This is a genomic window from Arthrobacter sp. H5, from assembly GCF_000520595.1.
Lineage (GTDB): Bacteria > Actinomycetota > Actinomycetes > Actinomycetales > Micrococcaceae > Arthrobacter_D.
Window position 1 is genome coordinate 22,526 of record NZ_KI914995.1, and the last position, 14,501, is coordinate 37,026.

The following is a 14,501-nucleotide window of genomic DNA, read 5'->3' on the forward strand; positions in this document are numbered from 1 at the left end:
GGGGAGGGCTCGAGGAGGTGAGCCTCACGGCGAGGGCAATCAGCAGTGGGATTGCGGCAAGCGCCGCGAGGAGTGCCCAGGTTCGCCACCGCCTGAAAAGCACGGACAGCTCCGAGCCCATGAACCGCCAGCCCGACCCGCGGCGGACGGCCGCCGGCGTTTCGCTGGAGGCCGCTTCACTGGACAACGTCAAACCCCTCTCCGGTCAGCTGGACAAAGAGGTCTTCGAGGCCCGCATGGTCCACGGAGAACCCGCCTACCCGAACATCAGCGGCCACAAGTTCTGCGACGATGCGGTCGGGGGCAACGTCGTCGGGCAGGGGCGCGGTGATGCTGCGGTGATGATCAAAGGCAGGGGTGATCCCGCCGTCGTCGGGCGTGAGTCCCAGTGCGCGCAGTACCCTGAGCGCATGATCGGTGTCCGGCGTCAGCACCCGCACGCGGGCCTGCCCGCCGTCGCGGACTTCCGCCAGGCTGCCCTGCGCCACCAGCGTCCCCGCACTGAGCACTGCTACGTGTGAGCAGATCTGCTCCACCTCGGCCAGCAGATGGCTGGAGACAAAGACGGTGGTTCCCTCTTCGGTCAGTGAGCGGACGAGGTGGCGCACCTCGCGGGTTCCCTGGGGGTCGAGGCCGTTGGTGGGCTCATCGAGGACAATGAGATCGCGGTGGGTCAGCAGCGCATTCGCGATGCCGAGCCGCTGCTTCATCCCGAGCGAATACCGGCCCACTTTCTTGCCCGCTGCCTGGGAGAGCCCCACCCGTTCCAGGGCGGTGTTGACCCGTTCGCGGCGGGTGGCGGGGGAGACAAAACGGTCCGCTGCGTCGAGGCGGTGCAGGTTTGCTGTGCCGGAGAGGAACGGGTAGAAGCCGGGACCTTCCACCAGCGCACCGATGCGGGGAAGGACGTGGGACAGCGCTTTGGGGATGGTTTCCCCGAGTACCCTCACCTCTCCCGAACTGGCTGCGGCCAGACCAAGGAGAATCCTGATGGTGGTGGTTTTTCCTGAGCCGTTTGGCCCCAGGAATCCGAACACCGACCCGCGTGGAACGGCAAGGTCGACGCCGTTGACCACAGGCCGCCCGCCCAACCGCTTGGTCAGGCCATGGGTTTCAATGACAAGGCCGGCGCCGGCGCTCACTGACCGGCGGCAACTTCCAGCAGCCGTTCGGGGGTGACCGAGCCGGCCAGCATGCGCCCGTCATCGGTGAGCAGCACGTTGACAAGCGTGGTTTCCAGCAGTTGCCCGCCCTCAACCGGGGTGCTGAGCTGGGTGAGCATCTCCGGTAGGTCCTGCGCACCGTCGGGGACGATAACGACGGTGTCCCAGCCTGAGCCGGTCACGGCAGGCTTGGATTCGGGGTCCTTTGCCGTCTCGGGCTTGTCCCCGTGACGGTCTGTTTTGTCATCCAGTTCGGTGACGGTTGCGCCCGCGGGTGGGGTGAAGTCGAAGGTTTCAGCGCTGGGTGCCTCGAAGGTGATGTCCGTGAAGGAGGTGCTGAACGCCGTCGCGCCGTCACCACTGGCGGTCACGCTCACGGCGAGGGGGAGCCCGGTTTCCCCGTCCACGGAGATAGTGACAGCACCGACCAGGGTTTCACCGCTGCGCGGCGTGAGGGTGAGCTCGTAGGCCGCCCGGCCGGCGACCATCTGGTCTGATCCGACGCTGACTTCGGTCGACTCATCTGCTTTCTCGAGGAACATGTCTGCGACCTGATCCGGGGTGGAAAGCTCTTTGGGCATTCCCTCGTGCTTCTGGTGCTCTTCAAGTGTTGCGTGGATCGCGGAATTATCCTCGGAATTGTAGAACCAGACCTCGCTGCCGTTGCGGACGATGTTCCGTTCATCCAGCTGGTCCAGCACCTGGACGCGGGCCTGGTCCGGCCCATCCACAAACACGCGCGCGGTGTGGGATCCGGTGAGCAGTTCAAGGGCCGCGGTTTCCGGGGAACCAGTGCTTTCCGGCTCGGCGGTTCCCGTTGACGGGCCGGTCATGCCGCTCACCGCAGAGAGGTCAGGGAGCCCAAGGTCGGAGGTCTGTTCCACGGTGCCGGAAAATGCCGTGGCTGTGCTGTTTCCGGCAAGTTCGAGGACTTCGGTCGGAGTTTTGTCAGGCAGGTCTACGGCGGCATTCGCCGTGAGTGGGCCGATCAAAGTGGCCGCACCTATTGCCGCTGCCGCCACCAGGGCTGGCGTCCAGTTCTTCCAGGTTCTGCTCATGTCGGGTTACCTCGTCTTCAGCTCCGGATCCGTCCCGGGCGCAGATAGTTGGTCCAAGGATTACGGTACGCCCCGTAGCTGACAATTTGCTCCGAAGTTGGAGAGGCTTGCTTCACGAACGACGGCGGACAGCAGACAGATACCCAACGGCGCCTGCACCCGCGGCGGCACCGATACACAGCAGGACCACACCGAGGATCTGCAGGGATTGGGTGGTGGCGGTTTGCATGATGAAAGTCTGTCCAACCACAAAGCCGAAGTTGGTAGTGGCCTCCGGGGCTGCTGCCAGGGCAATGCCGATGCCGACGATCAACAGCACAGCTCCGAGAGCTGGAAGCCGGTAGCGTCTGGAGTTACGCATCAGCCTGACCTTCGTTCCGGTTTCCCAGCGTTGCAACAAACGCAGCCGTGCACACAAGAAGTCCACCAACAACGGCGACCACCCCCAGAACAGCCAGGATGCCTGTGCCGGAGGCGTCGTCGTCGTACTCGACTGAAAGCGAACTCACATACGCGGCCCCCGCCTCGCCGCCGGACGGGACAGGCATGATCAGCAGGCCCGGAATGGACAGGAGCAGCGCGCCGCCAACAATCAAGCCGGCGGACATGAGGAGAACGGCGACGATGACTGAATGTTGCCGCATGACCGTCACCCGCGCCGCCTTTCGCCGACGCGCCGCCCAACGCCAAAGGCCAGGCTAACCAGCCCGACGGCGGCAATCATCCAGCCGATCAGCTGACCTGGCGTGGGTGATGGTGAAAAAATGATCTCTCCCGGCATCGGCGCCGCGGGAAATATTCCATAAGTTTCCTGACGGGAACTCACTGTTCCGGACACGACTTGCAGGATGATTCCTGCAAGTACAACCAGCAGGCCAACGGCCAACAGTCGGTTTGCCTTAATCCAGGCGAGCACTTTCACGCTGCAGCGCGTCCGTAGCTCAGGATCACGGCGCCGCCCAACGGTTTGGCGCCCAGGGATTTCAGGACACCCGGCGCATGCCCTTCCTCGAACAGGCGTTTTCCGGTGCCGTGCACTACCGGGGCAGTCCAGAGCTGATATTCATCGATGAGGTCAGCCCTGAAGAGGGTGTTGACCAGTTCGCCGCTTCCGTACATGAGGAACGTCCGGTCGGAGGATTCCTTGAGCAGCGACACCGCGGCGGTGATGTCGCCGGAAACCAGCTCGGCGTTCCAAGAGGTATCAGTCAGCGTGGAGCTGACAACATATTTGGGCATCGAGTTCATGCGGTGGGCAAAACCCTGCTCATCGGTCTGGCCGGGCCAGGTGGAGGCGAATCCCTGATAGGTGCGCCGGCCCAACAGCAGGGCGTCGCTGGCGAAGAGCAACTCGCGCGCGTGGGCCTGTGCGGCGTCGGTGAGGTACGGCTGAGTCCAGGTTGGATCCTCCATGACGCCGTCAAGTGTCACGTAAACGGATGCCACGATTTTCCCCATTTGAAACCTCCCGCAGTCAGCTCCTCACCGAGCCTGTGTATAAGAACTGTAAGCCATGGGTCTGTGCCGCCTGCACGGCGCGCCGTGCAGGCGTTAGCCGGCCCGGGTGGAGTCCGTAAACTGCCTCAGCACGCCGTCGAGGACGCTGAGTTTATCCTCCGGGAAGAGAGCCTCCGGTCCTGCGGGCGCAAGGCTGTTGAACGGCGAATCGTAGAGCTGCCCCATCTCCATCACCCCGTTCCGGGTCAGGTGCCTCACCACCATGTTCACAAAGTTCAATTGGGCAGCTGTGAGCGTTGTTCCGCTGATGAATCCTGACATCGCCTCATTCACGGCGTCGGATTCCAGGCCCACCAGGGAGCGCACAAAGTATCCCAGCTCGCCCGCGGATGCACGTTCCAGGTCCTCCCTGGACCCGGCGCCGCTCTCGAGCAGCAACCGTTCGAGTTCGCTGAGATCCAGCTCGGTCAGCTGACGGTTGCGCCGCAACCGTTGGATGGTGGCGTGGTTCATTTTGCCGTTAAGGTACACGCGTACCTTTTCGCGGTAGCGCACCAGGTCAACGGGCCCGACGGCGGCGCGCAGCCCCACCTCGTTGACCTCGCCGAGTTCATCTTCGAAGTCGGTATACACCACGTTGCGCCGCTTCTTCTCAATCAGGTGCACCAGCCCGCGCAGCTTCCGCCGGATGCGCTCCAGCCACTGCGCAGCCGGGGATTCCCACCGCAGCGGATCAAGGACTTCCTCGATCAGCGCCAGTTGGGCGGCGATCGCCGGAATGGACGGCTGGTCCTGCAGGGCTGAGGCGATCTCCATGATCTGGGCACGCAGCGGCGCCAGTTTCCCCGGCTCCGTGAAGAGCAATAGCTGGGCGCGCAGTGTCAGCTGATCAAACCGCTTGGCCTCCTCAGTGTCCGCGGGTGCGGAGATCACGGCGAGGCTGCTCAGATCAGTTTCCAGAACCGTCAGGTCGGTGTTGTCGAGGGAATCCCAGTTTTCCCGCCGGGCAAACCGCTCCACGTGCTCCAGTTGTGGGCGCACCCGGAAGTTTTCCCGCGGCAGGTCCCGCACAACGGCATGCAGGCTGTCGCGCAGGTCTGCCAGGTAAGCGCCGTCGTTGTACTGTGCCGATGCCGCCGCGTGCAGCAACTGAACCCGCGTGATGAAGGTGCGCTGCGCCAGCGGCCTGGCAAGCTGGCCCTCGGCCGCGTCGAGGCCCGCGTTGAAGAACTCGACGTTGCGGCACAGGTCAAAAATCAGGAAGTCCTGCTTGTCCGCCCCGGGTCCGTAGAGATCCTTGCGGAGACGGGTTCCGCGGCCCACCATCTGCCAGAACTTGGTCTTGGAGCGCACCAGCTTGAAGAACACCAGGTTCACCACATCCGGGACATCGATCCCGGTATCCAGCATGTCCACTGAAATAGCGATGTCCGGCTTGCCGTGGGTCCGCCCAAACTGTTCAATCAGCGTCGACGCATAATTCACCTCATACGTGATCACCTGCGCCAAATCGCCCTTTTCGCCCGGATAGTTGGCGTCGAACCGCTTCTCAATGAACCGGGCGTGGTCATTGTTGCGGGCAAAAATGATGGTCTTGCCCATGCGGTCGCCGCCTGCCACGCGGTGCCCGCGCTCCATCAGCACCTGCAGTGCCTTGTCCACTGTGTCCTGGTTGAACAGCCATTTATTGACGACGGCGCGGTCTACCTCGTCGGGGATCTCGCCGTCGTCGTCCCATTCCTTTGCATCCCACTCATCCTTCTCCTGCTCCGAAAGGTTCTCGTAGCGGATGCCCTCGTAGGGGAACCTGAGCGGCACTTCCAGGACCCGCGGCGGGACCAGCCAGCCGTCGTCGATGGCGCGGCTCAGTTCATACGCGAACGTGGGCACCTTCTCCTCGATCCCGAACAGGGCATAGGTGTTGCGGTCCACCTCATCGGTGGGGGTTGCCGTCAGGCCAATGAGGAACGAGTCGAAGTAGTCAAAGATGGCCCGGTACTTCTGATAGACCGAGCGGTGCGCCTCATCCACCACAATGAGGTCATAGTGGCCAATACCGTAGCGCTCGCGGTTGACTTGACCGTCGCCAACCGTCTCGTCAATGAGGTTCATCATGGTGGGGTAGGTGGCCAGGTGGATGCGGCTGTCGGCGACCTTGTCGCGGCCCAATATTTCCGGTGCTGAGCCGGGCAGGTGTGTCTTGAATGCCTTGGCTGCCTGGTCCACCAGCGCCACCCTGTCCGCGAGGAACAGCACCCGTTTGGCCCAGTTGGCTTTCATCAGCAGGTCCGCCAGGGCAATGACGGTGCGGGTTTTGCCGGTGCCCGTGGCCATGACAATCAGTGCGCGCCGTTCGGCTTTGTCCTCGAAGGCCTGGGTGACGGAGCGGATGGCTTCATGCTGGTAGTCGCGCTCCACAATGCTGTTGTCGATCACCGCCTGGCCCAGGGGTTTGCGGGTGCTGCGCCGGTCCACCATGAGCTGCAGTTGATCGCGGGTGTGGAAGCCCTGAATCCTGCGCTCGCCGTACATGGCGTCGTCCCAGATGTAGGTTTGGTACCCGTTGCTGACGTAGATGATGGGCCGCTGGCCGTAGCGCCGTTCCAGGCAGTCAGCGTAGAGGCGGGCCTGCTGCCGGCCTGCATGGGGACTCTTGGCGGTGCGTTTGGCTTCGACCACGGCCAGGGGCAGCCCGTTGGCGCCCCACAGCACGTAGTCAGCGGCACCCTTGCCGGTGAGCGTTCCCTCCGGGGTGGGCATCGTGTCAACGGGAAACTCTCTGGTATCCGGCTGATCCAGGTCCCAGCCCGCCCATTGGAGTTGGGGGTCGATGAGGTCGGTGCGGGTGACGCCTTCGTCATAGTTGTGGTGATCGGGTTGGTGCCTGCGCTCCGCGGTGACCTGCTTGATCTGGTCGCGGAGGTGCGTTAGTTCATCTTCAAGGCTTGCCTTTTGCTGGTTGGCCTCGGCGAGCTTCCGGTCCCGTTCCTCCAGTTCCTTTGCCAGGGCGGCGACCTGTTCGGCGGTCTTGGGTGGAACTTGGGGTACGACGACGACGGCGGCTGGGTGCGCAAGCTTTGCATCGCCGGGTTGAGGGGGAGCCGGCATTGGCCGGCGCTGCGGGCTGAGGAGGGAACTCTCGAAGGCGAGTCCCGACGTCGGCCTGTTCTGTTCCTGGCGTGAGTAGCGGTGCGCCAGCCAGAAACAGGTCTGGAAGAGCTCCCGAAGGATCGCTTCGGAGGTTTGAACGTTGACGGCCACATTGGTGTGGACGGCCTTGTTGGAGATCTTCCGGACAAAATGCATTTTGTCGAGCAGACGTTCGCCGGCCAAGTGTTTGAACGAGGGCTCGTTGAGCATCCCGTTGAGGTCTTCTTTATAGGGATGTTTAAGGGTGGTGTCGGCGGTGAAGATCCATTGCAGGATGAATTCGAGGGTCCGGCGGCAGTAGAGCAGGGAGGTGCGCGGGTCAATGCGGGCGAAGCGTTCGGCGTTGCGTGCTTCTACGGCAATGTCCGGCCATTCGGCGCGCAGGAACGCGAAGTTGCTCTGCGGCTGAGCTGCGTCCCCCATCAATGCCCCTTTTGGTGGTCCCTTGCTGCAGGATACCGGATGGCTAGTGACGTTTCCGCGGTTATGGCCAGGAGAGGACCCAGAGCGTTGAGGTTCACATCAACGTCGATGACAGATACTCGCGCATGTAGGGCAATTCAAAGTCCACAAATCCGCGTTCTGTAGAAACGATGATCTCCTGATCCAGCAGCCTATGCCGGTACATACTTTGGTAGCTGAGCTTCTTGCCAAGGCGGTCGGCAATCACTTTCGTCGATGACGGACCGATGTCCAGAGCCATAGCTTGAAGGTAAGCACGGTCGGTGTCGGACAAATCCCGGAGAGCTGGTTGGTGGACCTGTGTGCCCAGGCGTTTAATGACGCGCTGTTCTATTGCTTCTACATCTGCGAGCTCGATGGTTTTAGTCGAGCAATGTCTCCAAGCGTAGTATCCAGCAAGCTGAATCAAGTATGGGTAACCCTGGGAAATGCCGGTAAGACGGTGCAGCCCGGGTTGGGTGATGGAGCGACAGCCGCTTTCAACCGTTTCCCTGAGGGCTGCGCTGGTCTCCGAGCTTGAAATTGGTCCAAGGTCGATCCTTTGAGCTCGTCTCAAAAAGGTGGTTCCTGGGTGATCGAGAAGATTTTTGATGCCAATGGGTAAACCTGCACCGATGAAGGCAATCTGACGATCATCGCGCACGCACTCTTGGAACGCAGTGGTGACCGTTCGCAGGTGCTCGATGTCAATAGACTGCAGTTCGTCAACACTGATGAGAACCCCCGTCTCCCGTTCCCCCAGTAGCTGTGTCAAGCGGGAAAGCAGCGAGTTCAGGCTGTGTTCGGGTTGGTACCTGTCGTGAACCTCAGTGGCAATACTTCCAAGTCCAGCAATGCCGCCACCCGATATCCGTCGGTCCGTTTGGAGGGGATCATGTTCCACTAACAGGTTAGGCAAGTCCGTCCGAACCAGTCGATCAATGAGATCCGCGCCGGGGTTCGCTCGGACCACAAGCCATCCGGCTTGCCGGGCTTCGTCTTCCAGTTCGTTGAGTACAACGGTCTTCCCCATGCCTCGCGGCCCGCTGATCAGCATGCTGCGGCCGGGAGACCCTGGCCCTTCGTCGAGGGCTATCTGGAACTCGTCAATGACGTCTGTTCTGCCCGCGAGGACAGTAGGTGACGCACCAAAAGCTGGCCGAAACGGGTTCTTTGATCGGATAGGTTCCATTCCTCAGCCTCTTTATAATCTTTATACAGAGCATCGTGATTTATAAAGTTTATACGAAAAATAGATCCTCGGAGCGTCCGTCATTTCCTTAGCGTTCGGTCCCTTGGTCCAGTAAGTGAGGCTGTCGAGAAGCGCGGGCCTTACTGCGTCGGGTCGCCGTTGGCGGATGCGTGAGACGAGAACATTGGCGCCTAGTGCGATTCTTTGTTCTCCATGGACTCTTCCATGTCGCGAAGGTCGTTGAATGCTGACTTTTGGGTATCGAGTCGGCTTGCCGCGAAACGCTCCAAGTCGGCAAGGAAGATCCGGGTGTGTGAGCCAACCTTGTGGAATGGGATCTCACCGCTTGCGGCTAGCTTTAGCAAGGTGGGCCGGGAAACACCGAGCATCTTTGCGGCTTCAACGCTTGTCATGGCCTTCGGCCTGTGGGTCAGCCCAATTTCACGGCCGGATGCTGCCAGCTTGAGAACAGTCTGAAGGAGATCGTTCAGGTTGTCCGGGAGCGTAACTGCATCGCCGGAGGTCGATTCGATTCGAATCCGAAGATCCTTAGGGTTGACCTCGCTGAACTGCTTGGATACGGCTGAGGCTTCCTGCGATTGCGTGGGGCTGACGTTGATGGTTGGGATTTGCGTTGTGTCCGTGAGCGCACTCATGACAACTCCTTTTCACTCACTACTTATGATCTACCACAAGTGAAATAAGTGCAAGCTGCGTAGGTTGCTTGTTGATGACGAGGACCAGTGAGGGCCAGCTTGCGACGTTGGGACTGTCCAATGTGCTCAGGCCAACGGTAGTTTCAGCGGGAATTGTATGTGAGCCGCATGACCAAGCGAAGATGAGCACCAAGCTCATTAGGATTCACACGGAGCGTTGCGGCGCTGAAGTGGCCCGTGATTGGGCAGTACTCCTCCAAGTAGTCGAGCACCGGAGCGGGGACGTATCCGAGCCGTTGTCCGCTGGGAGCGTGGACGGCGTGCGCGCGAGGATCCCGTTGGTTATCCGGTTCTGGAGCTATGACCAGCGGCCCTCCGGTCGACAGTGCATCTATCTCGGCGTGCACGGTGTCTTGCGGCTCTTGGTAACGGGTGCCATGTACCAACACATCGAAGGTCAAAGTATTAGCTGCTTCGTCGACCGCAGGGGCAGCAAACAGTTCGTAAGTGTCGTTGGCCCGGACTCCGAACGAATGGGCGAGAATGTCGAAGGGGCCGGAGTCCTCCGGCGCCCCCATCGCATGCAGCCATCGTCCACGGTCTGGACGGCTGTCACTCATGAGACGACCGGCTAAGAATGGAACAATCGACTAGACCGATAGACGAGGTCAACTTGATCGAAGCCTGGAATCCGATGAAACAGAGCCTTCTTCGCAACATCCTTGCGATAGGAAAACTCGAAGTATTCGCCATCGGGAGATTCGAAGTGCACTACGGAACCGATGAGCAGGTAGGCCTTGTACAGAGGGTTGCGCCAAGCGACCAGCAGTGTAGTGGTGCGGTCCCGCGTTACGGCGCGCGGACGGGCGGCTGCGCGCGTCATCGTTGACTTAGACACTGAGCGATCCTCTCCGCATTTGTTGTGATGATCGTATTGGCCAGTGTAGTAATGGCCGGTGACAATTTAGCTGACTCGATGATCAAGGAGATGGCGTTGAGTGGAGGCTGCAGAAACTGACGGTCAAGAAATGCCCTGCCGTCCGCTGTGCAGAAGCGCAGGTAGGTGCAGGCATGGTCCACCAGGGAAGCGTTGATGCCGTCCTCGAATCGGGTGGCCTTGGCTTTGAACGGGTACGTTCTGAAACCGTCCGGGTTCGCGGCCAATCGTTCAAGTCCGCGGTGCCTCATAGAGACCCCGAGCGATGATGCATGGTCAAACGAAGGAGCAAGTCGAACACATGGATCTTTCGGGTCTGACCAGTCAAATTCCAGTGCCCAGTTGCTGCTGCGGCGATCAACATTGCCAATGAGGGCGTCAAAGAACAGGTAGACAACAAACCAGTCCAGTGCGCTCAGCGAGTGCTCAGCCTCAGCCATCTTTGGTGCTCTGCAGGTCCCGAGGATCGCGACGATGTTTGTTCGGTTATGCCCTACCCGCACTTTTGCCTTGGGATCATAGTTCTCTACATGAACCGCAAGGATTTGATCCGGTCGAATTTCCTGACTATCCCTATGGGGCGAGGACATTCTTCGAGATGCAGCCCGAGGAATCACCGAGCATCGCAAGTTCAACGTGTGCCGCTGGAATGTCGAGGAGCTCAGCAATCCTCGACGCGATGACCTCCGCATGGCTTTCGAACGGAGAACGGTCGGGACGGTTCGGCTTGAACAGCCAGCGTTGCCCAGACGACGGTTCGACATACCACTGCTTCTCGTTGTCACCTTCGGTCTCCTGCTGCCACAGCGCCCAGCCGCCAAGATCGACGACGTCCCAATTCATGCTTACAGCTCCCCGCCGAACGCACGGTGCTGGAGGGAAGCAAAGAGGCTGTCCAGTGCGGCGAGCTGGGTACGGTGTTGGTCCTTCAAGCGTTCGACGGCGGCAACCCGGGTTGCGAACTCTTGCTGAAGGTGAAGGGGCGGAAGTTTCACAGGCAGATTCTTGATTATCCCCATGTTGAGTCCACCCATGATTGACCCTTTTGTAGTCTGACCGAGGAATTGCTTCGCTGTCGGATGGAGTAGGAAATACGAGTGCAAGAACTCTGGGAGACACTTTGATTGATCTAGGGTGATGCAGCAGAGATGCTTGGTATTAATGGCCAGCGGTATGTCATCAGGAATAACGGCGCATCGACCGAGCGTGCCCATGATTGTGACAATTAGGTCGCCTGGACACACTGTGTAACGCGAAAGCTCGCGGTACTTCTCCAACGAAATGTACCGTCTTTGTTTCCAGCTGAACTTGTTGTCGACAGCGTTGTCGATGCCCAACACTGCGATGCCGGCTGTGGTGAACTCGCTAGTTAGCAACTGGCTACCGAATGGCCCCGTGCGGATTGCTCCCTTCGTCGAAGCAACGAGGTCCGAGACAGTCAGTAAAGGGAACTCTGCATGGCTACCGAACATGTCATGGAAGATTGACTGGGTGAGGGTGTCGAGGTGGACGAGAGCTTCGCGGCGCTTGGCCCGGAGGTCGTCGGCTTTGTCCAGGATGGCCGCGATCCGCCGCTGCTCGTCGAGATCTGGTAGGGGCACCTTTGAGCTGAGCACTAAGTTGTCCGAAACAGCGGGGTAGCTTGCTCCCGACGCTTTCCGCACCATCTCATCTATGAACTTCTTGGACCGTACCCAGTGGAACGCGTAGGAGCCATTGAGTTCGTGCGGGTTGGGACGCATTACGCAAAAGCCCGTCGAACCTATTGAACCTTCCAGATGTTTTGGGACACGTGCCACGCCATTCAAATTTGGCCGAACGGTTGAGACGAGAATGTCGTCCATACGGAGGACTTGCCGCGCGCGACTTGGAGCCTCAGATCCAAGAATCAGCTTATGGTCCGTGATGGACTTGGCTGCCTGATCCACTGCGCTCAGGTCAACATACCTGAACATTTCGCCCGGTGATCGTGCTGGATCGCTTCTCGTAACTGCTGTTACGACTTCCCCAAGCGGAACCATCCTCACTTGAGCAGTTCCTTCAGGTCCGCCATGCCGCGCGAGATGTCGGCCTCCAGCAACTCCAGGTCGGCGATGATCTCTGCCGGCGCCTTGTGCTCCACCTCGTCGTACTGAACCTCTTTGTACCGGTTCAGTGAGAGGTCGTAGCCGTTCTCCGCGATCTCGGACTTGGGGACGAGGAAGGACTGGTCGGTTCGCGCCCGCTGCGCTTCCGTCGTCGTGCGCTGGTTGTAGCGTTCCAGGACGTCGGGGAGGTCGGAGCTGGAGAGGGGTGTGCGTTTGTCGTCGAGGCTGAAGCCATCCGACTTCACGTCGTAGAACCAGACGTTCTCCGTGCCGCCGGAGTTGGTCTTGGTGAAGAAGAGGATGGCAGTCGACACCCCGGCGTAAGGCTTGAAAACTCCTGAGGGCAGTTTCACGACGGCGTCGAGCCTGTGACCCTCGACCAGCAGCTTACGCAGATCCTTATGCGCTTTGGACGAGCCGAACAGAACGCCGTCGGGCACAATCACCGCCGCCCGGCCGCCCGGTTTGAGCAGGCGGAGGAACAACGCAAGGAACAACAGCTCCGTCTTCTTCGTCTTCACGAGCGTCAGGAGATCTTTGGCAACGTTCTCGTAGTCGAGGCTGCCGGCAAACGGAGGATTCGCGAGGATCAGGTGGTACTTTTCCTCCTCCTCGGAATGCAGGTCCGCCAGCGAGTCACGGTAGGTGATCACCGGGTTCTCCACACCGTGCAGCAGCATGTTCATGGATCCGATGCGGAGCATGGTGCTATCGAAGTCGTACCCGTGGAACTGCTCGTGATGATAAAAATCCAGCTGGCCCTGATCAGTCTGCAATTCAGGGGAGTCCCAGAGGTGCTCGGCCGCGCGGACCAGGAAACCGCAGGTGCCCGATGCCGGATCGCAGATGGTCTCCATCGGCTGTGGATCCGTCATCTTCACCATGAGGTCAATGATGTGGCGTGGCGTGCGGAACTGGCCGTTGGTGCCCGCGCTCGCAATCTTGGAGAGCATGTACTCGTAGAGATCGCCCTTGGTATCCCGGTCCGTCATGTCAATGCCGTCGATAATGTCGATGACCTTCTCCAGCACCCCGGCGCTGGGAATGGTGAAGCGGGCATCCTTCATGTGGTCGCTGTAGGTGGAGCCCTCGCCATTGGACTGCTTGGTCAGCTCCTCACGCAGGAAAGGGAAGATGTGGTCGCTGAAAAGCGTGTACTTCTCCTCTCTGGCGAACCCTTTGAACCTGGTCCAGCGCAGATCCCCATACTCGCGGCCGCGGGGGTCCCGTCCGTCAGGAAAAATTGGGTTTCGAATCGCCTGGCCGGCGCGGTTGGCTCTGTTCTCAGCTGAGGTCTGCGCTTCATCAAGGCGCTTCAAAAACAGCAGATACGTGATCTGCTCAATGACCTCCAGCGGATTGGAAATGCCGCCCGTCCAGAACGTATCCCAAACCCTGTCCACCTGCGCGCGCACGCTCCCGTTGATCACGCGTTCCAGCTTAGGGGAAAGATTTAGAGGTTCAGGGTGATCCGGCCGGCCTCCATCGGGCCGCCGCATTGCTCACTGCCGCCGACCCGGGTCCAGGTGATGGTGTAGGTGTCCGCTGCTAGCACCTGAGCCTGTGCGTCAAGCGCCCGAACGGAAATCGCCTCCGGCGCGCTCATGTCGAAATGGACCACCCAGGTGCCGTCGTCGATCTTGGAACTGACGAAAAGCGGATCCCAATCCGGGGGTGTTTCAGACGGCAGAGCGGGGAGCTCTTCGGGATTGACAGTGACAAACTCGAGAGTGGGAGCCGGTTCCGGCTGAGTGCCCCGCGAGCTGGAACAGCGGCCGTCGAAGCACACCTGAACCACGTCGACCGGCGCGGTATCTCCCACAAGGTCAACCGTGAGGTTATTGGACCACCCAATTGCGGGACATGCTTCCGACGTTATAAACCCTGCACACCCTGCCAAAACGGCGATGGCCGCAGTCGCGGCAAGCGTCCCGAAGCCGTGCGCTCTCATATGGCAAGTTTAGCCTCGCGGACTGGCAGGTCAGCGGTCAGACCGACACAGGAAGGGCGGTGACACAGTTGACACGTGCGCGGGATGCCGGTGGGGTAGTTGTCAGGGCGGTTGCACCGCCGTCGTCCTAAATACGCCGCACAGGGAGTACATGTGACACAACCGGACCCCGTTGAAGAGCCCTTTGAATTCCTGACGTCCGAGGTGGCTGCGGCCCAGCTGCATACCGTGCTGTCTTTGGCTGAACAAGGAAAGCTGAGGGTCAGCGCGAAGACGAGGCGACCGGCGTCGTCGACCGTTAAACTGCTCGGCGACGCGTTGCCCGGAGGCGACTATTATCCGCATACGCCGATCGCCGCGTATGCGTGGCCGCTGCTGTTGCAGGCCGGCGGCATGGCGGACGGCAGC

The 14,501-nt window shown here is 60.4% G+C and carries 17 protein-coding genes and 1 pseudogene; 1 reads left to right on the forward strand and 17 read right to left on the reverse strand.

What is annotated here, in order from left to right; genetic code table 11:
* The 17 genes and pseudogenes from Y708_RS31055 to Y708_RS0111310 form a co-directional block, all read right to left on the reverse strand.
* Positions 1-193: pseudogene (locus tag Y708_RS31055) on the reverse strand (ABC transporter permease); the annotation flags it as partial.
* The gene (locus Y708_RS0111235; RefSeq protein ID WP_028280007.1) at positions 177-1,142 is read right to left on the reverse strand and encodes an ABC transporter ATP-binding protein; all 966 of its coding nucleotides are present in this window, start codon (positions 1,140-1,142) and stop codon (positions 177-179) included. The pseudogene Y708_RS31055 and the gene Y708_RS0111235, both read right to left, overlap by 17 nt.
* On the reverse strand, positions 1,139-2,221 hold the full coding sequence (locus Y708_RS0111240; protein WP_028280008.1) for a LolA family protein: 1,083 nt from the start codon (positions 2,219-2,221) through the stop codon (positions 1,139-1,141). Before Y708_RS0111240 ends, Y708_RS0111235 begins: the two co-directional genes overlap by 4 nt.
* Before the next feature lie 112 nt (positions 2,222-2,333).
* Positions 2,334-2,582, reverse strand: a complete 249-nt coding sequence (locus Y708_RS0111245) for a hypothetical protein (RefSeq protein WP_035776063.1) — start codon at positions 2,580-2,582, stop codon at positions 2,334-2,336.
* Positions 2,575-2,865 carry a hypothetical protein gene (locus Y708_RS0111250; RefSeq protein ID WP_216699778.1) on the reverse strand — a complete coding sequence of 97 codons (291 nt, stop codon included), beginning with the start codon at positions 2,863-2,865 and terminating at the stop codon, positions 2,575-2,577. The genes Y708_RS0111245 and Y708_RS0111250 overlap by 8 nt, the downstream gene beginning before the upstream one ends.
* Before the next feature lie 5 nt (positions 2,866-2,870).
* Complete coding sequence (locus Y708_RS0111255; RefSeq protein WP_028280011.1) at positions 2,871-3,143, reverse strand: hypothetical protein; 273 nt, start codon at positions 3,141-3,143, stop codon at positions 2,871-2,873.
* Positions 3,140-3,667, reverse strand: coding sequence for a dihydrofolate reductase family protein (locus tag Y708_RS0111260; protein ID WP_216699779.1), 528 nt, complete (start codon positions 3,665-3,667; stop codon positions 3,140-3,142). The genes Y708_RS0111255 and Y708_RS0111260 overlap by 4 nt, the downstream gene beginning before the upstream one ends.
* Positions 3,668-3,772: 105 nt before the next feature.
* Positions 3,773-7,252: a DEAD/DEAH box helicase family protein gene (locus Y708_RS0111265; RefSeq protein ID WP_035776064.1), complete on the reverse strand. Its 3,480-nt coding sequence runs from the start codon at positions 7,250-7,252 to the stop codon at positions 3,773-3,775.
* A gap of 94 nt (positions 7,253-7,346) precedes the next feature.
* Complete coding sequence (locus Y708_RS0111270; protein ID WP_028280014.1) at positions 7,347-8,462, reverse strand: ATP-binding protein; 1,116 nt, start codon at positions 8,460-8,462, stop codon at positions 7,347-7,349.
* Positions 8,463-8,653: 191 nt separating this feature from the next.
* Entirely contained in the window at positions 8,654-9,118 is a 465-nt protein-coding gene (locus tag Y708_RS0111275) for a helix-turn-helix domain-containing protein (protein ID WP_028280015.1), read from the reverse strand.
* 143 nt (positions 9,119-9,261) lie between these two features.
* Positions 9,262-9,738, reverse strand: coding sequence for an HIRAN domain-containing protein (locus Y708_RS29160; RefSeq protein ID WP_155853823.1), 477 nt, complete (start codon positions 9,736-9,738; stop codon positions 9,262-9,264).
* Positions 9,739-9,749: 11 nt separating this feature from the next.
* Positions 9,750-10,016, reverse strand: a complete 267-nt coding sequence (locus Y708_RS0111285; RefSeq protein ID WP_155853824.1) for a hypothetical protein — start codon at positions 10,014-10,016, stop codon at positions 9,750-9,752.
* On the reverse strand, positions 9,998-10,495 hold the full coding sequence (locus Y708_RS27510) for a HipA domain-containing protein (RefSeq protein WP_028280018.1): 498 nt from the start codon (positions 10,493-10,495) through the stop codon (positions 9,998-10,000). The genes Y708_RS0111285 and Y708_RS27510 overlap by 19 nt, the downstream gene beginning before the upstream one ends.
* Before the next feature lie 133 nt (positions 10,496-10,628).
* Positions 10,629-10,898: a hypothetical protein gene (locus tag Y708_RS0111295; protein WP_028280019.1), complete on the reverse strand. Its 270-nt coding sequence runs from the start codon at positions 10,896-10,898 to the stop codon at positions 10,629-10,631.
* A gap of 2 nt (positions 10,899-10,900) precedes the next feature.
* Complete coding sequence (locus Y708_RS0111300) at positions 10,901-12,076, reverse strand: restriction endonuclease subunit S (RefSeq protein WP_035776077.1); 1,176 nt, start codon at positions 12,074-12,076, stop codon at positions 10,901-10,903.
* Between the two features lie 2 nt (positions 12,077-12,078).
* On the reverse strand, positions 12,079-13,572 hold the full coding sequence (locus tag Y708_RS0111305) for a type I restriction-modification system subunit M (RefSeq protein ID WP_028280021.1): 1,494 nt from the start codon (positions 13,570-13,572) through the stop codon (positions 12,079-12,081).
* Positions 13,573-13,595: 23 nt separating this feature from the next.
* Positions 13,596-14,093: a hypothetical protein gene (locus Y708_RS0111310; protein ID WP_155853825.1), complete on the reverse strand. Its 498-nt coding sequence runs from the start codon at positions 14,091-14,093 to the stop codon at positions 13,596-13,598.
* Between the two features lie 153 nt (positions 14,094-14,246).
* Here Y708_RS0111310 and Y708_RS29810 point away from each other — a divergent pair.
* Positions 14,247-14,501 (forward strand): hypothetical protein (locus Y708_RS29810; protein WP_035776066.1); only part of this gene is annotated, 255 nt, incomplete at its 3' end.